The sequence below is a fragment of the Mycobacterium sp. IDUB_24 genome (assembly GCF_055419385.1).
Map to the genome: position 1 here is coordinate 142,922 of NZ_JBVAXO010000003.1, position 23,396 is coordinate 166,317.

At 66.7% G+C, this 23,396-nt stretch carries 22 protein-coding genes and 1 tRNA gene; 8 read left to right on the plus strand and 15 right to left on the minus strand.

Annotated elements, in window-relative coordinates:
• Positions 1-22: 22 nt before the first annotated feature.
• A complete protein-coding gene (locus ACZYZF_RS13195; protein WP_463746786.1) occupies positions 23-706 on the minus strand; it encodes an HAD family hydrolase in 684 nt (227 codons plus the stop codon).
• Positions 707-751: 45 nt separating this feature from the next.
• On the opposite strand from ACZYZF_RS13195, the gene ACZYZF_RS13200 reads away from it, so the two are divergent.
• Positions 752-1,549: an SDR family oxidoreductase gene (locus ACZYZF_RS13200; RefSeq protein WP_463746785.1), complete on the plus strand. Its 798-nt coding sequence runs from the start codon at positions 752-754 to the stop codon at positions 1,547-1,549.
• 56 nt (positions 1,550-1,605) lie between these two features.
• Here ACZYZF_RS13200 and metH read toward each other — a convergent pair whose 3' ends face one another.
• Entirely contained in the window at positions 1,606-5,346 is a 3,741-nt protein-coding gene (metH, locus tag ACZYZF_RS13205; protein WP_463835934.1) for a methionine synthase, read from the minus strand.
• 109 nt (positions 5,347-5,455) lie between these two features.
• Complete coding sequence (locus ACZYZF_RS13210; protein WP_463746783.1) at positions 5,456-5,608, minus strand: hypothetical protein; 153 nt, start codon at positions 5,606-5,608, stop codon at positions 5,456-5,458.
• Positions 5,609-5,709: 101 nt separating this feature from the next.
• Between ACZYZF_RS13210 and ACZYZF_RS13215 the strand changes: the two genes are divergently transcribed.
• On the plus strand, positions 5,710-6,588 hold the full coding sequence (locus tag ACZYZF_RS13215; RefSeq protein ID WP_463746782.1) for a PAC2 family protein: 879 nt from the start codon (positions 5,710-5,712) through the stop codon (positions 6,586-6,588).
• Positions 6,589-6,640: 52 nt separating this feature from the next.
• On the opposite strand, the gene ACZYZF_RS13220 is transcribed toward ACZYZF_RS13215, so the two are convergent.
• The 3 genes from ACZYZF_RS13220 to ACZYZF_RS13230 all read right to left on the minus strand — a co-directional run bounded on the left by ACZYZF_RS13220 (position 6,641) and on the right by ACZYZF_RS13230 (position 9,674).
• Entirely contained in the window at positions 6,641-7,519 is an 879-nt protein-coding gene (locus ACZYZF_RS13220; protein ID WP_463835935.1) for an SDR family oxidoreductase, read from the minus strand.
• Between the two features lie 38 nt (positions 7,520-7,557).
• On the minus strand, positions 7,558-8,796 hold the full coding sequence (gene mshC, locus ACZYZF_RS13225; protein WP_463835937.1) for a cysteine--1-D-myo-inosityl 2-amino-2-deoxy-alpha-D-glucopyranoside ligase: 1,239 nt from the start codon (positions 8,794-8,796) through the stop codon (positions 7,558-7,560).
• A gap of 116 nt (positions 8,797-8,912) precedes the next feature.
• Positions 8,913-9,674 (minus strand): 3'(2'),5'-bisphosphate nucleotidase CysQ, encoded by a 762-nt coding sequence (locus ACZYZF_RS13230; protein WP_463746779.1) that lies wholly within the window; start codon positions 9,672-9,674, stop codon positions 8,913-8,915.
• 68 nt (positions 9,675-9,742) lie between these two features.
• Between ACZYZF_RS13230 and ACZYZF_RS13235 the strand changes: the two genes are divergently transcribed.
• Positions 9,743-10,150, plus strand: a complete 408-nt coding sequence (locus tag ACZYZF_RS13235; RefSeq protein WP_463835938.1) for a DUF2628 domain-containing protein — start codon at positions 9,743-9,745, stop codon at positions 10,148-10,150.
• Between the two features lie 7 nt (positions 10,151-10,157).
• Here ACZYZF_RS13235 and ACZYZF_RS13240 read toward each other — a convergent pair whose 3' ends face one another.
• Genes ACZYZF_RS13240 through ACZYZF_RS13260 form a run of 5 tightly spaced genes read right to left on the minus strand, consistent with a single transcriptional unit; the run spans position 10,158 to position 13,509 of the window.
• Positions 10,158-10,979, minus strand: coding sequence for an SCO1664 family protein (locus ACZYZF_RS13240; RefSeq protein ID WP_463746777.1), 822 nt, complete (start codon positions 10,977-10,979; stop codon positions 10,158-10,160).
• Entirely contained in the window at positions 10,963-11,550 is a 588-nt protein-coding gene (locus ACZYZF_RS13245) for a DUF3090 domain-containing protein (protein ID WP_463746776.1), read from the minus strand. The genes ACZYZF_RS13240 and ACZYZF_RS13245 overlap by 17 nt, the downstream gene beginning before the upstream one ends.
• A gap of 35 nt (positions 11,551-11,585) precedes the next feature.
• Positions 11,586-12,257, minus strand: a complete 672-nt coding sequence (locus tag ACZYZF_RS13250) for a histidine phosphatase family protein (protein WP_463835940.1) — start codon at positions 12,255-12,257, stop codon at positions 11,586-11,588.
• Positions 12,258-12,311: 54 nt separating this feature from the next.
• A complete protein-coding gene (locus ACZYZF_RS13255) occupies positions 12,312-13,142 on the minus strand; it encodes an undecaprenyl-diphosphate phosphatase (RefSeq protein WP_463746922.1) in 831 nt (276 codons plus the stop codon).
• Positions 13,143-13,197: 55 nt separating this feature from the next.
• Positions 13,198-13,509, minus strand: coding sequence for a hypothetical protein (locus tag ACZYZF_RS13260; protein WP_463746774.1), 312 nt, complete (start codon positions 13,507-13,509; stop codon positions 13,198-13,200).
• A gap of 122 nt (positions 13,510-13,631) precedes the next feature.
• Between ACZYZF_RS13260 and ACZYZF_RS13265 the strand changes: the two genes are divergently transcribed.
• From ACZYZF_RS13265 to ACZYZF_RS13275, 3 genes are read left to right on the plus strand one after another with little or no spacing between them, the layout of a single operon-like run.
• A complete protein-coding gene (locus ACZYZF_RS13265) occupies positions 13,632-14,660 on the plus strand; it encodes a YncE family protein (RefSeq protein WP_463835941.1) in 1,029 nt (342 codons plus the stop codon).
• Positions 14,657-14,926, plus strand: coding sequence for a DUF5703 family protein (locus ACZYZF_RS13270; RefSeq protein ID WP_463746772.1), 270 nt, complete (start codon positions 14,657-14,659; stop codon positions 14,924-14,926). Before ACZYZF_RS13265 ends, ACZYZF_RS13270 begins: the two co-directional genes overlap by 4 nt.
• Positions 14,926-15,999: a quinone-dependent dihydroorotate dehydrogenase gene (locus ACZYZF_RS13275; RefSeq protein WP_463836165.1), complete on the plus strand. Its 1,074-nt coding sequence runs from the start codon at positions 14,926-14,928 to the stop codon at positions 15,997-15,999. Before ACZYZF_RS13270 ends, ACZYZF_RS13275 begins: the two co-directional genes overlap by 1 nt.
• Positions 16,000-16,055: 56 nt before the next feature.
• Here the strand turns inward: ACZYZF_RS13275 and ACZYZF_RS13280 are convergent, their stop codons facing one another.
• Positions 16,056-16,580 carry a YbhB/YbcL family Raf kinase inhibitor-like protein gene (locus ACZYZF_RS13280; RefSeq protein WP_463835942.1) on the minus strand — a complete coding sequence of 175 codons (525 nt, stop codon included), beginning with the start codon at positions 16,578-16,580 and terminating at the stop codon, positions 16,056-16,058.
• 27 nt (positions 16,581-16,607) lie between these two features.
• The gene (locus tag ACZYZF_RS13285; RefSeq protein WP_463835943.1) at positions 16,608-17,942 is read right to left on the minus strand and encodes a M20/M25/M40 family metallo-hydrolase; all 1,335 of its coding nucleotides are present in this window, start codon (positions 17,940-17,942) and stop codon (positions 16,608-16,610) included.
• An 87-nt stretch (positions 17,943-18,029) separates the two neighbouring features.
• Between ACZYZF_RS13285 and ACZYZF_RS13290 the strand changes: the two genes are divergently transcribed.
• A tRNA-Leu gene (locus tag ACZYZF_RS13290) sits at positions 18,030-18,115 on the plus strand.
• 5 nt (positions 18,116-18,120) lie between these two features.
• Here the strand turns inward: ACZYZF_RS13290 and ACZYZF_RS13295 are convergent.
• A complete protein-coding gene (locus ACZYZF_RS13295) occupies positions 18,121-19,470 on the minus strand; it encodes an alpha/beta fold hydrolase (RefSeq protein ID WP_463835944.1) in 1,350 nt (449 codons plus the stop codon).
• 16 nt (positions 19,471-19,486) lie between these two features.
• Entirely contained in the window at positions 19,487-21,319 is a 1,833-nt protein-coding gene (locus ACZYZF_RS13300) for a S8 family peptidase (protein ID WP_463835946.1), read from the minus strand.
• 211 nt (positions 21,320-21,530) lie between these two features.
• Here ACZYZF_RS13300 and ACZYZF_RS13305 point away from each other — a divergent pair, with 211 nt between their 5' ends.
• Positions 21,531-23,378 carry a peroxidase family protein gene (locus tag ACZYZF_RS13305; protein WP_463835947.1) on the plus strand — a complete coding sequence of 616 codons (1,848 nt, stop codon included), beginning with the start codon at positions 21,531-21,533 and terminating at the stop codon, positions 23,376-23,378.
• The last annotated feature ends 18 nt before the right edge of the window (positions 23,379-23,396 follow it).

The window sequence follows — 23,396 nt, forward strand, 5'->3', positions numbered from 1 at the left end:
GCAGCTGGATTCGAGGCGCGGGTCAGGCGCTGCGGACGTCCGTGTCCTCCGCCAGCTCGGCGTGGATCGTCCGCAGGGCGGAGACATCGAGCGCACCGAGGGTCTCGGCATGCCTGCGCCGCGCCCCCGCTGGGACCTCGACATCGTTGGGTACCACCAACACCGGGCAACCGGCGGCTTCGGCCGACGCCGTTCCGGTGACCGAATCCTCCACGGCCAGACAGTGCTCCACGGGCACCCCGAGCAGGTGAGCGGCCCGCAGGTAGGGATCCGGTGCGGGCTTGGCCCGGTCCACCTCGTCACCGCAGACGCTCACCGTGAAGTAATGGCTACCAATACTTTTCAGGGCCCGCTCGGTGAGTCCGCGACGGGTGTTGGTCACCAGCGCCATCGGAATCCCGGCGACTGTGAGGCCGTCGAGCAGCTCTTTGGCGCCGGGACGCCACGGCAGTCCCTGCTCGAACAGCTCACCGGTGTAGTCGTGCAGCCAGTCCGCCGATTCGGCCATTGCGGCAGGGTGGGGCTCCAGTCCCAGATCGTCGTAGACGATGCGCATCACGCTCTCGGCGGAGCCGCCGACGGTCGATTCCCTTACCTCCGCAGTCAACACTCCACCCATCCGCGCGTACAGCGCGTGCATGGCGATGTCCCACAGCTTTTCGGAGTCGACGAGCGTGCCGTCCATATCCCAGAGCACAGCACGCATGGCGACCATTCTCGCATTGTCGGACGGCGTCGATAGCGTGGGAGCATGACGGTATTGGTGACAGGAGCCACAGGAAACATCGGCAGACGCGTCGTGGATCAACTGATCACGTTGGGTGCCCACAACATCCGCGCATTGACCGCAAAGCCGGCGAAGGCGGCGCTGCCCGAATCTGTGACAGCAATCACCGGATACCTGGGGCGCCCGGAGACGCTACCGGCCGCGTTCGAAGGTGTCGAATGCGTGTATCTTGCCCCGTTCCCCGCGACCGTCGGCCCGACACTCGAGCTTATGGCGCAGGCAGGCGTGCAGTACGTGGTGGCGCTGTCCGGCGGGGCGCATTGGTCGGACCACGCCGACGCGATCTCTGCCTCCGGACTGGCGCACACCCAGCTCGGCCCCGGCGAGTTCTGCGAGAACTTCGCGATGTGGGGCCCGCAGGTCAAGACCGGCACAGTCCGCGATGTCAGTCCGGAGTACGTCCAGTCGCCGGTGTCGATGGATGACATCGCCCGGGTGGCCGCTCACCTGCTGGCGGCGCCGCGGGATGCCCACGTCGGCGCAATGTATGAACTGACCGGCCCAGTCGCGCTGTCTCGCGCCGACATCGCCCGCCAGATCGGCGCGGGCATCGGAATGCCCGTCGACATGCAGCGGTGCACCCGCGGCGAGGCGGAAGATCTGTTGCGCCCCGTCATGGGTGATGGTGCGTACTGGTATCTCGACCTCTTCGATGGCTACCTGGAGCCCCAGACCGCCAATGACAACGTGGCGCAGTTGACGGGCACTACGGCGGAATCGATCGCCCAGTGGGCAGCCCGCAACCGGAGCCTGTTCATTTAGCCACCCTGGTTGAGCCAGAACTGGAGCCTGTTCCGGCTCAACCGGTTTCGGCTCGGTCAGTCCTCCGGGTTGTAGGCGAGGTTGGAGCTGAGCCAGCGTTCGGCCTCCTGCAGGGTCCAGCCCTTGCGCTTCGCGTAGTCGGCGACCTGGTCCTGGGCCACCCGGCCGACGACGAAGTACTGCGACTGTGGGTGAGAGAAGTACCAGCCGCTGACGGCAGCGCCGGGCCACATCGCCATCGACTCCGTGAGCTCGATACCGGTCCGCGCCTTGACGTCCATCAACTCCCACAGCGTCGCCTTCTCGGTGTGCTCGGGGCAGGCCGGGTAGCCCGGGGCGGGGCGGATTCCGACGTACTTCTCGCCGATGAGTGCATCGTTGTCCAGCTGCTCGTCGGGCTGGTATCCCCAGAACTCCTTGCGAACTCGTTGGTGCATCCGTTCGGCGAACGCCTCGGCGAGCCGGTCGGCGATCGACTCCAGCAGGATGGCGCTGTAATCGTCGAGGGCTGCCTTGAACTCCATGATCTTGTCCTGGCTGCCGAGTCCGGCGGTGACGGCGAACGCGCCGATATAGTCCGGGACCCCGGTTTCTCTGGGCGCAATGTAGTCACCCAACGACCGGTTCGGGATGCCGGCTCGGTGCTCACCCTGCTGGCGCAGGTTGTGCAACGTGGTCAGCACCTCGGTACGGGTCTCGTCGGTGTACACCTCGACATCGTCGCCGACCGCGTTGGCCGGGAAGAACCCGATCACCCCGTTGGCCGTCAGCCACTTTTCCTTGATCAGGCTGTCGAGCATTTCCTGGGCATCGTCGTACAGCTTGCGGGCCGTCTCGCCGGTGGCCGGGTTGTTGAGGATGTCGGGGAAGCGGCCCTTCATCTCCCAGGCGTTGAAGAACGGCTGCCAGTCGATGTACTCCCGCAGTTCGGCGAGGTCATAGTCCTGGAATTCCCGAACTCGCGTCCCGATGGCGGGCACCGGCGGGGTGTAGCCGTCCCACTCGATCGGCGTCCGGTTGGCGCGGGCCTTCTCCAACGTCAGCATCGGCCGCTCGTTCTTCTGCGCGTGCCGTTCGCGAAGCGATGCGTAATCCTTCTCGGTGGCCTCCAGCAGGGCCGGACGCTGCTTGTCGTCGAGCAGCGCGGCGGCGACCGGCACCGAGCGGGAAGCGTCCTTGACCCAGACCACCGGACCGCTACGACGCGGCGAGATCTTCACGGCCGTGTGGGCGCGCGAGGTGGTCGCCCCACCGATCAGCAGCGGGATCTCCAGCCCCTGGCGTTCCATCTCGACGGCAAAGTTGACCATCTCGTCCAGGGACGGGGTGATCAGGCCGGACAGCCCGATGATGTCGGCATTGTGTTCGTGCGCCGCGTCCAGGATCTTCTGGGCGGGAACCATCACACCGAGATCGATCACGGTGTAGTTGTTGCACTGCAGCACGACCCCGACGATGTTCTTGCCGATGTCGTGGACGTCGCCCTTGACCGTCGCCATCACGATGGTGCCGTTGCTTCTGTCGGCATCGCCGGGCTGCTTCTCGGCCTCGATGTAGGGCAGCAGGTAGGCCACCGCCTTCTTCATGACCCGGGCCGACTTCACGACCTGGGGCAGGAACATCTTGCCTGCGCCGAAGAGGTCGCCGACGACGTTCATGCCGTCCATCAGCGGCCCCTCGATCACCTCGATCGGGCGGCCACCGGCGGCGGCGATCTCGGCCCGCAGTTCCTCGGTGTCGGTCTCGACGTCGGCGTCGATGCCCTTGACCAGGGCATGGGTGATGCGTTCACGGACCGGGAGAGATCGCCACTCGGCTGCTGCCGGATCATCGGATTTCTCCGACTTATTGAACCGTTCGGCGATCTCCAGGAGCCTCTCGGCCGCGTCGGGGCGACGGTTCAGGACGACGTCCTCGATCCGATCCCGCAGCTCGGGGTCGATCGAGTCGTAGGGCACCAGCGCGCCGGCGTTGACGATGCCCATGTCCAAACCGGCCTTGATGGCGTGGAACAGGAACACCGCGTGGATCGCCTCGCGGACTGGGTTGTTGCCCCGGAACGAGAACGACACGTTCGAGATACCGCCGGAGATGTGCACCCCGGGAAGGTTCTCCTTGATCCAGGCGCAGGCCTCGATGAAGTCGATCCCGTACGTCGCGTGCTCCTCGATACCCGTCGCCAGTGCGAAGCAGTTCGGGTCGAAGATGATGTCCTCGGCCGGGAAGCCGACCTCTTCGGTCAGGATCCGGTAGGCGCGCCCGCAGATTACCTTGCGGCGCTCCAGGTTGTCGGCCTGCCCTTGTTCGTCGAAGGCCATCACGACGACGGCGGCGCCGTACTTGCGGCACAGCCGTGCCTCACGGATGAACTTCTCCTCGCCCTCCTTCATGGAGATCGAGTTGACGATCGGCTTGCCCTGGACGTTCTTCAGGCCGGTTTCGATGACCTCCCACTTGGAGGAGTCGATCATCACCGGGACGCGGCTGATATCCGGCTCGGCCGCGATCAGCTTGGTGAACCGGTCCATCGCGGCGACGCCGTCGATCATGCCCTCGTCCATGTTGATGTCGATGACCTGCGCACCGACCTCGACCTGCTGTAGGGCGACCGACAGCGCGGTGTCGTAGTCCTCGGCCTTGATCAGGTTGCGGAACCGGGCGGACCCGGTGATGTTGGTGCGCTCACCGATGTTGACGAACAGGGAGTCCTTGGTGATGTTGAGCGGCTCCAGGCCGGCCAAACGTGTGGCGACCTCGATCTCGGGCACCTCACGCGGCGGCTTGCCCTCTACGACCTTGGCGATCTTCGCGATGTGCGCCGGCGTCGTTCCGCAGCACCCACCGGCCAGGTTGATCAGGCCGGCCTCGGCGAACTCGGCGATGTAGGAGGCCTGGCTCTCCGGGGACTCGTCGTACTCGGCGAAGGCGTTGGGCAGGCCGGCGTTCGGGTAGCAGGAGACGAAGGTGTCCGCGATGCGTGACATCTCGGCGATGTATGGCCTCATCTCGGGCGCGCCGAGAGCACAGTTCAGCCCCACCGCAATCGGATTGGCGTGCCGGATCGAGTTCCAGAACGCCTCGGTGACCTGACCGGACAGCGTTCGCCCGGAAGCATCGGTGATGGTGCCCGAGATGATCACCGGCCAGCGGCGTCCACGGTCCTCGAACAGCGTCTCGAGGGCGAACACCGCGGCCTTGGCGTTCAGCGTGTCGAAGATCGTCTCGATGATGATGAGATCGGAACCGCCGTCGACCAGGCCGCCGGCAGCTTCGCGATAGGCGGCCACCAGCTGGTCGTAGGAGATGTTGCGGGCTCCGGGGTCGTTGACGTCCGGCGAGATGGACGCGGTCCGCGTCGTCGGGCCGAGTGCGCCTGCGACGTAGCGCGGCTTGTCCGGCGTGCTGAACTCGTCGCAGGCCTTACGGGCCAGAGCCGCGCCGGCGTAGTTCACCTCGTAGCTCAGGTCGGCCATGTCGTAGTCGGAGAGCGAGACCGCGGTCGCGTTGAACGTGTTGGTCTCCAGGATGTCGGCGTCCGCCTCCAGGTACTCGCGGTGGATCGCCTCGATGATGTGCGGCTGCGTCAGGTTCAGCAGATCGTTGTTGCCCTGAAGATCGCTCGGCCAGTCCTTGAACCGCTCGCCGCGGTAACCGGCCTCGTCCGGCCGGTCCCGCTGGATCGCCGTCCCCATCGCGCCGTCGATCACCATGATCCGCTGGCGCAGAGCTGCCGTCAGTGCGTCGGTGCAGTCCGGGCGGATGTTCGGCTCAAAGGTGTTCGATGGGGCGGCGTTCACGTGCACTCCTTCCGTAACGGAAGGCGTCCTTGACTCTGCCGAGCGTGGCGGATACCAAATGGACCCAAGGCCCCCGGTAACCGTTGCAACGCCTCTCGACCAGAAGAGTCTACGTCGTCACCCGATCGACGTATGGACGCCCAACTCGTCGCTGCGATCGACTCGACACGCTGGCCGACGCGTGCCCTTCGCCCACTACCACGCGCTGCGACACGGTGTCGAGCAGCTCGGTGTCGTAGGCCTTCTTGTCAGAGGCAGCCACATAAACAGGGTAGTCGGTCTATCAAATGCCGCTGTTCGGTGCCGTGGCGACCCGCGCGCACAACGGGCTCATCGGCACCGTCCAAGGCTTAGGCTGAAGGTGTGACACCGTCGTATCCGAACGCCGGCCGGCCGATGAACCTGCCCGAATTGAAGGACGCCACCATCGTGGTTGCCTTCGAGGGCTGGAATGACGCCGGCGACGCGGCCAGTGACGCGCTGGACCACCTGGATGCGATCTGGGAAGCCCAACCGATCGTCGAGATCGACGACGAGTCGTACTACGACTATCAGGTGAACCGTCCGGTGATCCGCCAAGTCGACGGCGTCACGCGGGAACTCGAGTGGCCGTCGATGCGGATCTCGTACTGTCGTCCCCCGGGCAGCAACCGCGACGTCGTGTTGATGCACGGCGTCGAACCCAACATGCGCTGGCGCACCTTCTGCGCCGAGTTGCTGGCCATCGCCGACAAACTCAACGTGCAGACCGTGGTGATCCTCGGCGCCCTACTCGCCGACACCCCACACACGCGGCCCGTACCCGTGTCAGGCTCGGCGTATTCGGCCGATTCGGCGAAGCTTTTCGGGCTGGAAGAGACTCGCTACGAAGGTCCGACCGGGATTGCCGGGGTGTTCCAGGACGCGTGCGTGCAGGCCGGCATCCCGGCCGTAACCTTCTGGGCCGCGGTTCCGCACTACGTGTCGCAGCCACCCAGCCCCAAGGCCACGGTGGCCCTGCTACGCCGAGTCGAGGATGTGCTGGACGTCGAGGTGCCGTTGGCCGACCTGCCGGCGGCAGCCGAGGAGTGGGAGCAGGCCGTCACCGAGATGACGGCCGAGGACGAGGAGATCGCCGAGTACGTCGCCTCCCTTGAACAGCGCGGCGACGCCGAGGTCGACATGCACGAGGCGCTCGGCAAGATCGACGGCGACGCGCTGGCCGCGGAGTTCGAGCGCTACCTGCGGCGTCGCGGCCGCTGAGCGGCCTGTCCAGCTGGTGCCGCTGAGCGGCCTGTCCAGCTGGTGCCGCTGACTACTTCTCTTCCAGGGCCTCGATGCGGGCGCTGGTCGAGCGGCCGAGTGCGGCGGCCTCGGCGTCGAGTTTCGGCAACAGTGTCGGAGTGAACTTGCGGATGTCGCGTTCGGCCAGCGGCGTGGTGACGAACGGCCGGATCCACCGGAACACCCCGACCCATTCCGGGCTGTAGATGCGCTTCTTGCGTCCCTCGATGCCCTTGACGAAGGCCGCACCGCAGGCATCGACGGTGGTGGTCCGGTTCAGCGGCGGGGGCAGCTTGGACAGCATTTCCTGGAAGGCCGACAGGTCCGACTTGGCATCCTGCACCAGCGGAGTGTCGATCCAGCTCATGTGCGCCGAGCCGACGTCGACGCCGCGATGGGCCACCTCGAGGCGCAGCGTGTTGGCGAAGTACTCGGCACCGGCCTTGGAGGCGTGATAGGCGGCCAGCCCAGGTGCCGAGGTGAACGCGGCGAGCGAGGACACCACCAGCACGTACCCGCGGCGCTCGATGACGGATGGGAGGGCGGCCCGCACGGTGTTGAACACACCCGTCACGTTGATGTCGATGACCCGCTTGAACGCCTCGGGGTCCACCTGCATGACCGAACCGAAGCTGGCGATGCCGGCGTTGGCCATCACGATGTCGATGCCGCCGAACCGCTCGACGGCGGCATCAGCGGCCTTCTGCATGGCGGCCAGATCGCGCACGTCGGCCAGTGCCGTCAGTACGTGCTCCGCACCGAGTTCGGCAGCCAGCGCGCTCAACGGCGCCTCATCGAGGTCGGTGAGCACCAGCTTGGCGCCCCGGCGCCGCAGCCGGCGGGCCACCTCGGCACCGATCCCGCGCGCACCGCCGGTGATGAAGACGACTTTCCCGTTCACTGAACCCATTGCCGCAACGTACCGCACCGGGGCGCGCGCGACGAGGCCTAGAGTTCGACGCCGAGCAGCGCATCCACGGTAGCGGCAACCTGCTGTGGCGAAGCGGTGTCGTGGCCGCCGTAGGCCAGCGCATCGCTACACCAACCATCCAGTGCGGCAAGGGCTTTCGGGGTGTTCAGATCGTCGGCGAGGTACTGACGCACCCGGGCCACCACGTCGGTCGCATCAGGACCGGCGGGCAGGGCCGTGGCGGCGCGCCACTGGTTCAGCCGGGCGTTGGCCGCCTCCAGTACCGCGTCGCTCCAGAACCTGTCACTGCGGTAATGCTCGGCGAACAGGCCGAGCCTGATGGCCGACGGATCGACGCCCTGCGTACGCAGCCGGGACACCAGCACCAGGTTGCCGCGGCTCTTGCTCATCTTGTGCCCGTCCCAGCCGATCATGCCGGCGTGCACGTAGTGGCGAGCGAATCTCCGCTCCCCCGTGACTGATTCGGCATGTGCGGCGGAGAACTCGTGGTGCGGGAAGATCAGATCGCTGCCGCCACCCTGGATGTCCAATTCCGAGCCGATGCGGGTGAGCGCGATCGCCGAGCACTCCACGTGCCAGCCCGGCCGGCCCGCTCCGAACGGTGACGGCCAGCTGGGCTCACCGGGCCGTTCGGCGCGCCACAGCAGGGCATCCAACTCGTCGCTCTTGCCCGCGCGATCGGGATCGCCGCCCCGCTCGCCGAAGAGCCGCAGCATGGTCTCGCGGTCATAGCCCGACTCGTAGCCGAACTGCGCGGTGGCATCGGCGCGGTAGTACACATCGGGGTACCGGGCGTCGTCGACGACGTAGGCCGCACCCGAGGCCAGCATCTTCTCCACCAACTCGACCACCTCGGAGATGGTCTCGGTGGCGGCCACATAGTCGTGCGGGGGCAGCACCCGCAGGGCCGTCATGTCCTCGCGGAAGAGCTGGGTTTCACGGTCACCGAGGTCGCGCCAGTCGATGCCGTCGCGGTCGGCCCGCTCGAACAGCGGATCATCCACATCGGTCACGTTCTGCACGTAGTGCACGGTGTGCCCGGCATCCAGCCACAGCCGGTGCACCAGATCGAAGGTCAGGTAGGTGGCGGCGTGGCCCAGATGGGTGGCGTCGTACGGGGTGATGCCACACACGTACATGGTGGCCGTCGGCCCCGGGGTGACCGGCCGTACCTGCCGGTCGGCACTGTCGTACAGCCGCAGTTGCGGACCATGCCCTTCCAGCACCGGAATTGACGGTGCCGACCACGATTGCATGGCTTCGACTCTAAGGTGCTCGCTCAGGACGGCCTCCCGCCGGTCGGTCCCGCATAGTTCTCCCAAGTCAGACAATGCCGCCGACGATTCCATTCCCGGATCGCAGCGGAGATGGCTCATCGGGCCACGCCGATCGCCTCCAACAGGATCGGTGCCAGCTCTTTACGGCACATCAGGAAATCCGGCAGGTACGGGTCAGCCCGGTTGTAGCGCAGCTCCGAGCCGTCGAGGCGGGACGCGTGGAGGCCCGCGGCCAGCACCACACCCGCAGGTGCGGCCGAATCCCATTCCCACTGTCCGCCGGCGTGGATGTAGGCATCGACGTCACCGCGCACCACGGCCATCGCCTTGGCGCCGGCCGAGCCGATGCGCACCATCCGGAAATCGAGTTGCTCGCGCATCCGCCACAGCACCGCGGGGGGTCGATTCGAACTCGCGGTGATCAACAGCGGACCGTCGCGGCGCGGTGGGGGCGGGCTCACGGTATCGCTGCGGTACACCTCACCGCGGGCGGGCAGACCCACCACGGCATCCGACAGACCGCCGTCGACGCCGACCGAGCGCTGCCACAGGGCGATGTGTACGGCCCAGTCCTCTCGCCCGGGTAGCGAGAACTCATGCGTGCCGTCGACGGGATCGACGATCCACACCCGGTCGGCGTCGACGCGGGCCAGGTCGTCGACCGCCTCCTCGCTGAGCACGGAATCGCCGGGACGAGCCTTCGCCAGCCGGTCCAGGATCAGCGCGTTGGACCGCCGGTCCCCCTCGTCGCCGAGGTAGTAGGGGTCGTAGTAACCGACCTCCTCGCGTACGGCCAGCAACAGCTCGCCGGCCTCCTTGGCCACTGCGGCAGCCAGGTCGGCGTCGGTCGAGTGCACCCGACAAGTATCGGTGGCGCTTCGCATTGGCGTACTGGCGGGGCCCGTTGTGCCATTAAGGTCAGGGCATGACCGAGCAGACCCCAGTCGACAACCTGTCCGACTCGTGGCGCTGGAAGTTCGATTTCTTCGGCACCTACGGGCTGCCGAGCGCAAGCCCCGAGGCCAAGGCCGCGTACCGCAATCTCAGCTTCATGGCCAAGCTGCGGCTCACGTCGAACATCCTGGCGTTCCTGTTCGGACCGCTCTACTTCTTCGTCAAAGGCATGTGGCGCAAGGGATTGGCGCTGCTGGCGTTGACGATCGCGGTGGCGGCGGTGCTGGTGGTGCTCGACGTCAGCGACTCGATCGGCCGGGCCGTCGGCTTCGGTGTCGGGGCACTGGCGATGTCCACCGCCAACTACGCCTACTACCTGCACATCGTCCGCGGCAGCCAGTCCTGGAATCCGTTCGAGGGGTTCGGGCGCGCCCGCTAGGGCCCGGTTAGAAGGCCGGCCACGGGATCGGCCGGTGCCGATCGGGTGTCGGCATCACCGGATTGTTCAGTAGGCCAACAATTCTGGACCGCAGCGCGGCGATCTCCGTGTCGGTGATGTGTGCGCACAACTGCTCTGCCAGGTCACTGAACGCGTCACGCAGCGTGGTGACGTCGGCCAGAGTTTCGTCGTCGACGGGCTTGCCGGCCCAGCCCCACAGCACGGTCCGCAGCTTGTCCTCGACGTGCAGGCTCACCCCGTGGTCCACGCCGTACACGCCGCCGTCGAGCCCGGCCAGGATGTGACCGCCCTTGCGGTCGGCGTTGTTGATGAGCACGTCGAACACCGCCATCCGGAACAGTCGGGGATCGTCGGCATGCACCAGCGTCACCTCGTCGCCGGCGTAGTCGTAGGCCTGCAGGATCGGCAGGAAACCCGGCGGGAGGTGTCCGGCCGGCAGCAGGTCCACCAGATCGGGGCCCGAATCCGGCTCGTCCCCCACCTGATCGCCGGGCTGGTCTACCCACAGCTGCAGCATTCCCGGACCGGCCGGGCCGTCACGAATAATGGTGTGGGGCACGATGTTCCACCCCAAGGCGGCCGAAACCAGGTAGGCGCCGAGCTCGCGGCCGGCAAGCGTGCCGTCGGGAAAATCCCACAGCGGCGCCTCGCCCCGGATCGGCTTGTATACGCAGTGCACCTGCCGCGCACCCAGGTTGGCCTCACACAGGAAGGTGGCGTTGCTGGCCGACCGGATGCGGCCGATCACCGTCAACTCGCCGTCGGCGAGGACCGCGCCGTCAGGATCGATGCTAGGTTTCTGCGTCATCTTCGGATCCGGCCACCTCACCGCGCCGATAACCGTTGGTGCGCACGCAGATGTGGCCATCGGGATCCAGCGGTTCCTCGCACAACGGACAGGGCGGGCGTCCGGCCGAGATCACCCGGTTGGATCGGGTGGCGAACTCCCGGGCCGATTCCGGGGAGAGAAACACCCGCACGGCGTCGGGGCCGTCCTCGGCGTCGTCCAGCACGACCGAGGCGTCGAACTCGCCCTCGGAGACCGCCAGCAGTTCCACCACGACGGTCTGCGCTTCCGAATCCCAGCCCAGCCCCATCGTCCCCACTCGAAACTCGGCATCGACCGGGGTGACCAGCGGCAGCAGGTCACTGACTTCACCGGTGTCCGGCGGGATCGGCGTGCCGAAGCGGCGATTGATCTCGGTCAACAGGGCGGCGATACGCTCGGCCAGCACCGCGACCTGCTGCTTCTCCAGGATCACCGAGATCACTCGTTTGTCGTGGACAGCCTGCAGGTAAAAAGTGCGGTTGCCGGGTTGGCCGACCGTCCCGGCCACAAAACGGTCGGGAGTACGGAAGACGTGAATTGCGCGGGACATGGCACCTTCCAAAATACCGGTAGCGGTACCGCGGGTCAGTTGGTGGACCCACCGACCACGGCGTCGGTCGCGGGTTTGGCGGCCAGTCCGGCGCTCAATTGCGTACCGGTGTGGTTGATGTGCATGACGAATGGGCGCAGTTCGGTGTAGCGGATCACGCTCATCGATGCCGGGTCGGCGGTGATGCGCTGGAACCCGTCCAGGTGCACACCCAACGCGTCGGCGAGCACCGCCTTGATCACGTCGCCGTGCGTGCAGGCCAGCCACAACACATCGGCGTTGTGCTCTTCGGCCAACGCGCGGTCGCGTTCCCGCACGGCAGCGACCGCCCGGGCCTGAACCTGGGCCAGGCCCTCGCCCTCAGGAAACACCGCCGCACTGGGCTGCTGCTGGACCACCGACCACAGGGGTTCCTTCACCAGTTCACCGATGGCGCGCCCGGTCCAGCTGCCGTAATCCACCTCGGTGAGCCGCTCATCGACGATCGGCTGTAAAGCCAGCGCCTCGGCCAGCGGCGCCACCGTGCGGGCGCAACGCAACAGCGGCGAGTGCACGATCGCGGTCACCGGTAACTCCCCGACACGCGCCACCAGGCCGCTGGCCTGTTCGGCACCGCGCTCGTCGAGGTCGACGCCCGCGCTCCGGCCCGCCAGGGTGTGTGCGGTGTTCGAGGTCGAGCGGCCGTGCCTCAGCAGGATCACGGTCATTTGGGCTCCTCGCGCCGGCAGTCGTCGGTCATAGGTCAGCTTTCACTGTCGGGATCATTGCGCGGCAACCACCCCGGTAGCCAGCAGGGCCAGTACCACTGCGCCCAGCACCACTCGATAGCCGACAAACCAGTACATGCTGTGCGACACCAGGAATTTCAGGAACCAGGCGATCGCCGCGAGGCCGACGATGAACGCGATCACCGTGGCCACCAGCAGCTGGACCCCCGTGGCGCTCATCCCCTCCCCGACCGGATGAAACGCATCGGGCAGGGAGAAGATGCCGGAGGCGAAGACCGCCGGAATCGCCAGCAGGAAACCGAACCGGGCGGCCAGCTCGCGTTCCATCCCGAGGAACAGCCCGGCGCTGATGGTCGCACCGGAACGCGACACCCCCGGCACCAGTGCCAGACACTGGGCCAGGCCGACCACGATGCCGTCGCGCCAGGTCAGCTGCTCAACCCGGCGGACCTGCCTGCCGTAGTACTCAGCCGCGGCGATCACCGCCGAGAACACGATCAGCGCCGTGGCCACCAGCCACAGATTGCGGGCGCCGGTGCGGATTTCGTCCTTGAACAGCAGGCCGAACACCCCGATCGGAATGCTGCCGATGATCACCCACCAGCCCAGCCAGTAGTCGGGGGACCGGTGTGCGGCATTGAACAGCCCGGAAAACCAGGCCTTGATGATCCGTCCGATGTCGCGCGCGAAGTACACCAGCACCGCAAGCTCGGTGCCCAGCTGGGTGACTGCTGTGAACGAGGCGCCTGCGTCGTCGTCGAAGAACACCCGGGAGGTGATCGCGAGGTGCCCCGAGGACGAGACCGGCAGAAACTCGGTGAGCCCCTGGACAATCGACAACACAACCACTTGCAGCCAGGACATGGCACCGACGTCAGTCACGACGACGACCGTACCGTGAGACGGGCAGTGAGATGCGTCAGCGAGCGGCGCGCGAAACCGGCTGCGCGCCGGCAACCGCGTCCCGGACGGTTGCCGACAGGGTGCGCTCATCAGACAGGTCGATATCGGTCAGTTTGCGGGTGGCCATGGCCACCACGTCGTCCTCGACCGGAACCGGTCCGGACAGCCGCGGACGGTAGACCTCGATCACGAGTTGCTGACGTTCGATGTGGAAAGAAAAACTCCGGCCATCGCCAACTTGGCCAAACCCACTGGCGTGTACACCAGTGGAAATATCCTCCATAGCAAACTCTCGGTTACCCAGTTCCCGGTCTGCGGCGAGGGTCATGATCGAACCATACCTCTACTTATGCCGCGATGGTTGCAGACGCCACCATTTCCGATCGAGAGCCATGCCTAGACTGGATTCCTGCACGTCACCGACCATCCGCCTCGACCGAGAGCCTTCCGTTGCGCCCAATCCTTGCAGGTCAGCCAGTTCGCGCCGGCCTCGTTGCGCTGGCCCTGCTGATCACCGCGGGCTGCACGTCCGACCCCGCCGACACCCCGCCGCCGACCATCGAGCCCGCTCAGGCCGCAGTTTCGCCGCCGGTCACTGCCCCACCGGACGGTGAGATCCGACAATTACGCGGGCACGCTGTGAGTGCGGTATTCGATCCAGCAACCGGCACCCTGGCCGTCCTGACCCCCACGTCCGAAGGCCAGTCGACCCTGACCCTGGTGACGGGCAAACGACAGCCGCGCGAGGTGACACTGATGCCCGCGGCCACCGCGCTCAGCGTCGACGGCAAGGGCGATGTCCTGGCGTCCACCAGGGGCGGATACTTCCGGGTCGACCTGACCGACGCCAAGGCCAGCAAAATCGACGTGGACGGCGCCCAGGGCGTCGACTTCACCGCGATCGCATTGCGCGCCGACGGCAATCCGGTTCTGGGCAGTGCCGACGGAGCGGTCTACACATTGGGCGGTGACCACACCGTGGCTGCCCGGCTCAAGATCTTCGCCCGAGTGGATTCGCTTGTCACACAAGGAAACACCGCGGTGGTTCTGGACCGAGGGCAAACCTCGGTGACTGCCGTCAACGCCGACGGCACCAGCGCCGCACAGGCACTGCGGGCCGGCGAAGGCGCCACCACCATGGCCGCCGATGCGCACGGCCGGGTCCTGGTCGCCGACACCCGCGGTGACGAGCTACTCGTGTTCGGTGCAGACCCCTTGATCATGCGGCAGCGTTACCCGGTACCCGCCGCCCCCTACGGTCTGGCCGGATCCGACCAGCTGGCCTGGGTGTCGCAGACCGCGGCAAATACCGTGATTGGTTACGATCTCTCCACCGGCATACCGGTGGAAAAGGTGCGTTATCGAACCGTGCAGCAACCGAACTCCGTGGCCTTCGACGATAAGACCGACACTCTCTATGTGGTGTCGGGGTCGGGAGCGGGTGTCCAGGTGATCGGCAGCGCATCGGGTCGCCGATGACCGCCATCCAGCAGGGCCGCATGCCGCCGGGGTGGGACAAGGTCGTCGCCGAAGACCGTTCCGAAGAATACGAGTGGATACCGTTGCGGCTACCGCCCGATGTCACCAGGATCAGCGCCTCGATCCGCTTGTCGATCGAGGCCGAGTACCGCGGCTGGGAACTGACCCGGGTGCGGGCCTATACCGATGGGAGCCGACGGGTGCTGTTGCGCCGCAAGAAATCCGCGTCATCCATGCCAGGCACACCCCAGGCGCCTTCGCTGTGATGTATGCGGCCCTGCGGCGGGCACTGTTCCTCGTGCCCCCCGAACGCATCCACATGTGGGTGTTCGCATTGTTACGCACCGTCACCGGGCCGGCCATCCTGCGTCGCGCGCTGGCGAAGCGGCTCGCCCCCACCGACCCGGCCCTGGCCAGCACGGTGTTCGGTGTGCGGTTCGGCGGCCCGATGGGTCTGGCGGCCGGCTTCGACAAGGACGGCCGCGGGCTGGAGATCTGGGGAGCGCTCGGCTTCGGCTATGCCGAGGTCGGCACCGTCACGGCGCAACCCCAACCGGGCAACCCGGAACCGCGGCTGTTCCGGCTGCCCGACGACCACGCGCTGCTCAACCGGATGGGATTCAACAACGAGGGCGCCGGGGCGTTGGCGATCCAGCTGGCCCGGCACACCCCCGATGTGCCGATCGGGGTGAACATCGGCAAGACCAAGGTCACCCCGCCGCAGGACGCGGTGGCCGACTACGCCGAGAGCACCAGACTGGTCAGTGCACTGGCCGCCTACGTCGTCGTCAACGTCAGCTCCCCCAACACCCCGGGCCTGCGGGACCTGCAGGCGGTGGAGTCGCTCCGGCCGATCCTGGCCGCCGTCAAAGCCGAGACCAACAAGCCGGTTCTGGTCAAGATCGCCCCCGACCTCTCTGATGCCGACATCGACGAAATCGCCGACCTGGCAGTCGAATTGGGGTTGGCGGGCATCGTCGCCACCAATACCACAGTGTCCCGCGACGGACTGGCCACACCCGGTGTCGCCGATCTGGGTACCGGCGGCATCTCGGGACGCCCCGTGGCGCAACGGTCCATCGAAGTGCTGCGTCAGCTGTACCGCCGGGTGGGTGACAAGCTCGTACTGATCAGCGTCGGCGGCATCGAAACCGCCGACGACGCATGGGAGCGGATCACCTCGGGAGCCACCCTGCTGCAGGGCTACACCGGGTTCATCTACGGCGGCGGATTGTGGGCCAAACAAATCCACGACGGCCTCGCCGAGCGGCTGCATGCCGGCGGATTCGCGTCGCTGACCGACGCGGTGGGCTCGGCCACCCACCGCGAGCAGACGTAAAACTGCCCTATTTCACTTGATTTTGGGCAGTTTTACGTCTGCTCGGCAGAGGAAAGTTACTTCTGCTCGTAGGTTCCGTGGATGACGGCGCGGGCGATCGCCTGGCCGAACAGGTTGAAGCCCAGGTACGCCGGTGTCGCGCCGTCGGGCAGACCCAGCGATTCGACCGGCAGAGCATGCACGGCAATGTAGTACCGGTGCGGGCCGTGGCCGGCAGGCGGGGCCGCACCGATGTAGCGCTTGGCGCTGGCGTCGTTGGCCAGCGTGACCGCCCCACCGGGCAGATCGCCGCCGTCGCCGGCGCCGGCCGGCAGCTCGGTCACCGTGGCGGGCAGGTCGGCCACTGCCCAGTGCCAGAAGCCCGAAGCGGTCGGCGCGTCGGGGTCATACACGGTGACCGCGAAGCTCTTGGTCTCAGCAGGGAAGCCCGACCAGCTCAGCTGCGGCGAGATATCCGAACCGCCGGCCCCCATGATCCCGCTGACCTGGTCATTGGCCAGCGGCTCGCCATCGCTCACCGACTCGGAGGTCAGGGTGAACGTCGGCAGCTTCGGCAGGCTGTCGTACGGAGATGTGCTCATGGTTCCCTCTCGTCGTGACTCGTACAGTCAGCAGTTCCGCAAAAAGTGTTCCAGAACGCCCGCACCGAAGTGCAGTGCGTCCACGGGTACCCGCTCGTCGACACCGTGGAACAGCGCCGCGAAGTCCAGCTCCGGCGGCAACCGCAGGGGCGCGAACCCGAAGCAGCGAATCCCCAACCGCTGGAACGACTTCGCATCGGTTCCACCCGACATCATGTAGGGCACGGTGCGGGCCTCGGGATCCATCGCCAGGATCGCCGCGTTCATCGCGTCCACCAGATCACCGTCGAACGTGGTCTCGTACGACGGCAGGTCCCGCTCCCAGCTGCGGGTGACATCCGGACCGATCAGCTCGTCGACCTCACGCTCGAAAGCCTCCATGCGGCCCGGCAGCACCCGGCAGTCGATCACGGCCTCGGCCGAGGCGGGGATCACGTTGGCCTTGTAGCCGGCCTTGAGCATGGTCGGGTTGGCTGTGTCGCGCAGGGTGGCCGATACGATCCGGGCCACGCCGCCGAGTTTGGCGATGGTGCCGTCGAGGTCCGGCGAGTTCACGTCGAAGTCGTAGCCGGTCTCCTCGGCCACCGCGGTGAGGAACTGTTCCACGGCCGGGTTGAGCACCAGCGGGAACTGGTGACGACCCAGCCGGTCCACCGCACCGGCGATGGCCGTCACGGCGTTGTCGTCGTGCACCATCGAACCGTGGCCGGCCCGGCCCCGGGCCGTCAGCCGCATCCAGGACACGGTCTTTTCAGCAGTCTCGATCAGGTAGAGCCGACGCTCCCCGCCGTCCTTGCGTGGCACGGTCAGGGAGAACCCGCCCACCTCACCGATCGCCTCGGTGACGCCCTCGACCAGGTCGGGCCGGTTGTCCACCAGCCAGTTGGCGCCGTAGGTGCCACCGTGTTCCTCATCGGAGACGAAAGCGAACACCAGGTCGCGAGGCGGGACGATGCCCGACCGCTTGAAATGCCGGGCCACCGCGATGGTCATCCCGACCATGTCCTTCATGTCGACCGCGCCGCGGCCCCAGACGTAACCGTCCTTCACCGCACCCGAGAACGGGTGCACGCTCCAATCGGCGGGCTCGGCCGGGACGACGTCGAGATGCCCATGGATCATCAGTGCGCCGCGAGTGGAGTCCGCGCCGGGTAACCGGGCGAAGACATTGCCACGACCGGGGGCCCCTGCCTCGACGTATTCGGTGGTGTAGCCGACCTCCTGCAGCTGCTCGGCCACCCAGTGGGCACAGTCCGCCTCAGGCTTGGTGGTGGCCGGGTCACCTGTATTGGACGTGTCGAATCGGATGAGCGCACTGACGAGATCGACCACCTCGTCCGCGCTGGAGGCGGGGACAGTCACAGTCACATTCGTACCACTGCAACACCGGTTTGGGTCTGGGCCACTCAATCCGATAACCTTAGGCGCCCAACCCCGAGTGGTTGGCAAGTCCGAGTGGCGGAATGGCAGACGCGCTAGCTTGAGGTGCTAGTGCCCTATTAACGGGCGTGGGGGTTCAAGTCCCCCCTCGGACACCCAACTAAGCCGGGTTCAATTTCCCGGCAGCGGCGGCAACCCAACACAATTCTTCGTGGAAGATGTCGCTGTGCGCACCCGACGGGCCGTCATCCTTGGCCACCACGTCTGACGAATTCAGATTCAGAATCTGACCGGACTGGAACGGATAGCTCGTGCCCTTGGCGCCCAGAGTCTGGGTCGCCGAGTTGTACGCCCCGTGCGATCCCATGGCCCGCCAGCGGAACAGAGGATCGTCGGCCCCGGCCGCGTCCTCGCCCGCCGCAGCCGAGGCCAGCGGATAGAACGTGCCGAGCGCCCGGTCATGACTGGAGAAGCAGACCGTCAGCGGGCCGTCGATCCGGTCGAGGAGACCCGCCAGCTCGCCCGCACCCTTCCGGAACGGCAACCGATCGGTGAAGGTGAAGCGGGAGTACGCGCCCTGCAGCAGGGTCACCGCTTTGACGGGTGAGGGCTGGACCTCACTCATCCCCGCGATGGCGTAGGACACCACACGGGCCCCGAAACTGTGTCCGACCAGATGAATCCGCAGCTCGGGGAAATCGGTGTGCAGCGCATCGATGACGGGGCCCAGCCCGCGCCGGCCCACCACCCCGGCACGGTTCTTCATCTTCCAGTAGCTCAGCTGGCGCAGCGCCTCCTTGGCGCCGTGCCACAGCCGCCCGGCGATGTCACCGAGGCCAGCCGCTCCCCCGCCCTCAACTTCATCGAATTCCACACCGGCAGAGGCCAATTCGTCAGCGAAGGTGGTGAACAACTGTTCCGGGTCCTGATGTTCGTCGAGCATCCCCGGCCCGGCGTCCGGGGCGGCGACCTCACCGTCGTTGAACCCGGTCTGGGTGGCGGCGCTGAACGCGCGCAGCGCATCGAGCAGCTCCGGTAGGCGGTCGCTGCTCGGCGGCACCGCCAGCAGACCGGCGATGGTGTCCAACTGCTCCTTGCCGTCCGGAAACAGGTCCTTGAGCTCGTCGAGCTGGGCCGGATCGATGGTCGCCGGACCAGCCGGCACCACCTCCACCTCGTCACCGAGGGCGGCCGCGCCCCCATCGTCATGCACCGCCGGCCCGGAAAAGTCCGGGATCGGCTCGTCACGCCAGAGTTGCGACGGCCACCGCAAACCGACGAAGCCGACCGCGCGGGCCGGGTCGAGTTGTGGGGCCAACAGACCGAACCACCGCTCGTACAACGACGCCGCGGCCGCTTCGTCGTTGTTCCAGCCGTGGGAGAAGATGATCAGATCGGTCAGCCCCGCGGCGCCGATCCGGCTCTTGAGATCGGCGAGCACCGCCGGCTCGGGATCACCCTCGGCGTCGAACACCAACCGCCAGATCCGTCCTGCCACATCGTTGGTCATCGGAGTCCCTTTCAGGTCAGACGGACTGCAGTGCACGCATGAGATCGACCATCCCACTGCCTTGGAAGGCGGGGTCGCGGTTCAGGGAGGTCGCCGATTCGACGAAGATGCGTTTGACGGCCTCGGGTTCACTGACGAACTCGCGCTGCACCGACAGAAACGCCGCGATCGCACCGGACACATGCGGGGCGGCCATGCTGGTGCCGCTTTCCTCGACGTACACCGGCACGCCCGGCTCGACGTCGATCTGGTTGGTCACGGCCTCCCGGCGCTCCCCGGCCGCGGCCGAGGTGATGCGCTCACCCGGTGCGACCAGGTCTGGCTTACGTCGCCCGTCGCCGGTGGGGCCGCGGGAGGAGAAGTACGAGACACCAAAGGTGTGCGGAGAACTGCGGTGCGTGGAACCGACGGTGATCGCGCTCTCCGTGTTGCCCGGATCGTTGATCGTCATGTCCGCGGTGAACTTCACCGAATCCTTGTCGAAGGCCGTATTCAGTGATACGTAGCCGGAATTGCCCGCGGCCACTACCACCACCACGCCCGAGCGCACGGTCTTGTCGACCTCGATACACATCGGGCTCTGCCCGCAGGCGTACCACTCGGCATCGAACTCGTATCCGAGGCTGAGGTTCACGCCGTGTACCCGCGGCACCCGCTCACTTCCGGCGTTGAGCTTCCGGACGTAGGCCAGTGCCTGCATCACCCGGCTCACCCGCGAGGTCTGGTCCCCGGGCCCGAGCACCTTGAGGCTCACCAGCTTGGCCTTGGGTGCCATGCCCGCCAAGCGGTCCGGATCAGCGACGGTCCGCGGCGCGGTGATCGGATCACCGCCGCGCTCAGGGTCATTGAGCCGTTTCTCGACCACCACGACGTCCGCGGGCTTGCGGCCCACCAAACCCCCGGCGATGATCCCGGCCACGTGCGTGCCGTGCCCGTCGGTGTCGGTCAGCGGAGCGTCACCTCCGGTGAAGTCGTGGTGTAGATCGATGACCGACGGATCACGCAGGTTCTGGTACTCCGCGAAGTGCGCATGCGTCTCGTCGATACCGGAATCAACCACGGCCCAGACGATCCCCTCGCCGAAGCTGGCGAACGACCGCTGCGCCGCGACGGCCTTGATGGTGGTCGAGGAGGCGTCGATCTGCGGGTGCACCTCGAAGTCCGGCCAGATCCGGTAGACCGCCCGCTGAGCCCAGGTCTGCGGGACGGCGTCGGCAGACACGAGCGATTTGATCTGGTCCGACGTGAGATCGCCGGCCATGAACTGATCGGCCAGCGGCACCGGAGTACCCGCCCCGCCCACCATCTCCCACAGCCGTTCGACCCTCTCGATCGCGGCCGCCACCGACGGCTGAAAGGTGAGGTTGAGCTCCACCATGATCGGTATGGGCGTGGCGGCACCCTCCCGCGCCATCGCCGTGCGCAGGGGCGCGGTCACCACCCCGGCCAGAACCGGGTCGCGTTTGGGTGGTTCGGAAGTCCCGACCTGTGGTGGTGGTGCATCTGAGGGAGCCACGCCACGCACCGCCGGCTCGGTCACGGCCTCGGCCCGTTCGCGGGCACCCGCAACAGCGGCACGACCGGTATCGGTCAATTGCACCCTTGTGGTCTTCGGCGCCTTCGCGGCAACCAGCCTCCTCCGGCGCAGTCCGGCGACCGCGTCGTGAACACGGTTGTGCCAGTACGGTTTGTCGTTCTCATACTGCCGGTCCCGCTCATCGAATCTCGACGCGAATTTGGCGGCGACCGTCTCGGTCAGCAGTGTCATGTCCGCGGTTCTGCCGGCCTGATCCAGCTCCCCCAGTGCACTGAGCACCCGATCTGCCCAGACTTCCCCCGTTGAACTCACCACGCTCCTCGGAATACTCAGCCACTCCAGGTTTTCCTGCGTCGATTGATCGTCGCTCAGCCGAGCCATGCACACACGCGTATTCGACTACTCGAAACGCGGAGGAACCTCACGGATCGGATCGAGTAGCCCACTACTCATGTCATTTCTGCTTCCGTGCACAACAATCGTGGCCGACAGGCTCGTTATAGCGGCCGGAGGGAAACAACGAATGGTGACCACGGCAAGACAGGCACCAGCGTTCGTCGCTGCTGTCTGGTCCTGGTCGCGATCGTTGACGGCCACCCTCGCGGCCCGGGTCGCCCAGCAGATCGACCAGACGGTCGGCTGGGCCCGACTGCCCAGGGCGATCGGGCTGGTCGTCCTGATCGGACTGCGCCATCAGCTGCGGACGTCGAATCTGTATGCCGCCGAACCCGCCCCGGACCCGCCGGCCGGTCCGGCGGGCGTGGGCAACTATCTGGGCGCCCGTACCCGCGACGGTTCCTACAACGACCTGAACGACCCGCGGATGGGTGCCGTCGGTTGCCGGTTCGGCCGCAACGTCCCACCCGAACACTCCCGCCCGGAATCCGCCCAGCGGTTGCTCGACCCCAACCCGCGGCTGATCAGCCGCACCTTGCTGACCCGTGACATTTTTCAGCCCGCGACCACACTGAACCTCCTGGCCGCAGCGTGGATTCAGTTCGAGGTACACGATTGGTTCGCCCATGGCTCGGTCACCACCCAGCCCTGGGTGGTGCCGCTGCACGACGACGATCCGTGGCCGCTGCGGCCGATGCACGTCGAGCGCACCCCGCCCGACCCGCACCCCAGTCCGGTCGGCCCGCCCACCTTCGTCACCCAGGAGTCGCACTGGTGGGATGCCTCCCAGATCTACGGCACCACACCCGCATTCGCCAGTGCGCTGCGCGCACCCGAGGGCGGCAAGCTGCGCATCGACGAGTCCGGCCTGGTGCCACCCGACGTCGAGGACACCGCCGACCTCACCGGCACCGCGGGGAACTTCTGGGTGGGCCTGGCCCTGCTGCACTCGCTGTTCATGCGCGAGCACAACGCCATCTGCGACCGGCTGGCGCAGGTGTACCCCTATCTGACCGGCCAACAGCTCTACGACAAGGCACGCCTGGTCAATTCCGCATTGATGGCCAAGATCCACACCGTGGACTGGACGCCGGCCATCATCGCGCACCCGACGACGGTGACGGCCATGCGCATCAACTGGTTCGGGCTGTTGGGCAACAAGCTGGGACCCCGGCTCCGACGAAGCTCCGGACGCCTCAGCAACAGCCCGTTGTTGTACGGCATCCCCGGCTCACCGACCACCCATCACGGTGTTCCGTATTCGTTGACCGAGGAGTTCGTCGCGGTGTACCGGATGCACCCGTTGATCCCCGACGAGTTCACCTTCCGCTCGCTGGCCGACGACCGCATCACCGCACGGCACGAGCTACCCGAACTGTCGGTGCTCAATGTGCGTGCCCGGCTGAGCGAAAGCCCGATGGCCGACCTGTTCTACTCCTTCGGCCGCGCCCATCCCGGGGCGTTGTCGCTGCACAACTTCCCGCGGCACCTGCAGCACATGCACCGCGTCGACGGCACCCTGATCGACCTGGCCACGATCGACCTGATCCGGTGCCGGGAACGAGGTGTCCCGCGCTACAACGAGTTCCGGAAGCTGTTCCGACTCAAGCCGGTGCAGACGTTCGAGGAGCTGACCGGTGACTCCGCGCTGGCCGCCGAGTTGCGCGAGATCTACGACGACGACGTGGACCTCGTCGACCTGGTGATCGGCCTGTACGCCGAGCCCAAACCACCGGGATTCGGATTCAGCGACACCGCATTCCGGGTCTTCATCCTGATGGCCACCCGCCGGCTGGAAAGCGACCGCTTCTTCACCACCGACTTCCGTGACGAGACGTACACCGTTGCCGGCATGAAGTGGGTTCGCGACAACGACATGCGCTCGGTGCTGTTGCGCCACTTCCCCGAACTGGCCCCCGCCCTGTCCGGTGTGGCCAACCCGTTTGCCCCCTGGAAAGTCGCAGCACCCCGCTGAATCAGAAAGGCATCCGCA

Excerpts from the sequence above, each read along its gene's own strand:
- mshC (WP_463835937.1), bottom strand. The coding sequence starts at position 8,796 with ATGCAATCGTGGTCGGCACCGTCAATTCCGGTGCTGGAAGGGCATGGT.
- ACZYZF_RS13200 (WP_463746785.1), top strand. The coding sequence starts at position 752 with ATGACGGTATTGGTGACAGGAGCCACAGGAAACATCGGCAGACGCGTC.
- ACZYZF_RS13275 (WP_463836165.1), top strand. The coding sequence starts at position 14,926 with ATGTATGCGGCCCTGCGGCGGGCACTGTTCCTCGTGCCCCCCGAACGC.
- ACZYZF_RS13235 (WP_463835938.1), top strand. The coding sequence starts at position 9,743 with ATGACCGAGCAGACCCCAGTCGACAACCTGTCCGACTCGTGGCGCTGG.
- ACZYZF_RS13270 (WP_463746772.1), top strand. The coding sequence starts at position 14,657 with ATGACCGCCATCCAGCAGGGCCGCATGCCGCCGGGGTGGGACAAGGTC.
- ACZYZF_RS13195 (WP_463746786.1), bottom strand. The coding sequence starts at position 706 with ATGCGTGCTGTGCTCTGGGATATGGACGGCACGCTCGTCGACTCCGAA.
- ACZYZF_RS13240 (WP_463746777.1), bottom strand. The coding sequence starts at position 10,979 with ATGACGCAGAAACCTAGCATCGATCCTGACGGCGCGGTCCTCGCCGAC.
- ACZYZF_RS13245 (WP_463746776.1), bottom strand. The coding sequence starts at position 11,550 with ATGTCCCGCGCAATTCACGTCTTCCGTACTCCCGACCGTTTTGTGGCC.
- ACZYZF_RS13220 (WP_463835935.1), bottom strand. The coding sequence starts at position 7,519 with ATGGGTTCAGTGAACGGGAAAGTCGTCTTCATCACCGGCGGTGCGCGC.
- ACZYZF_RS13250 (WP_463835940.1), bottom strand. The coding sequence starts at position 12,257 with ATGACCGTGATCCTGCTGAGGCACGGCCGCTCGACCTCGAACACCGCA.
- ACZYZF_RS13255 (WP_463746922.1), bottom strand. The coding sequence starts at position 13,142 with ATGTCCTGGCTGCAAGTGGTTGTGTTGTCGATTGTCCAGGGGCTCACC.
- ACZYZF_RS13280 (WP_463835942.1), bottom strand. The coding sequence starts at position 16,580 with ATGAGCACATCTCCGTACGACAGCCTGCCGAAGCTGCCGACGTTCACC.
- ACZYZF_RS13260 (WP_463746774.1), bottom strand. The coding sequence starts at position 13,509 with ATGACCCTCGCCGCAGACCGGGAACTGGGTAACCGAGAGTTTGCTATG.
- ACZYZF_RS13295 (WP_463835944.1), bottom strand. The coding sequence starts at position 19,470 with ATGACCAACGATGTGGCAGGACGGATCTGGCGGTTGGTGTTCGACGCC.
- ACZYZF_RS13305 (WP_463835947.1), top strand. The coding sequence starts at position 21,531 with ATGGTGACCACGGCAAGACAGGCACCAGCGTTCGTCGCTGCTGTCTGG.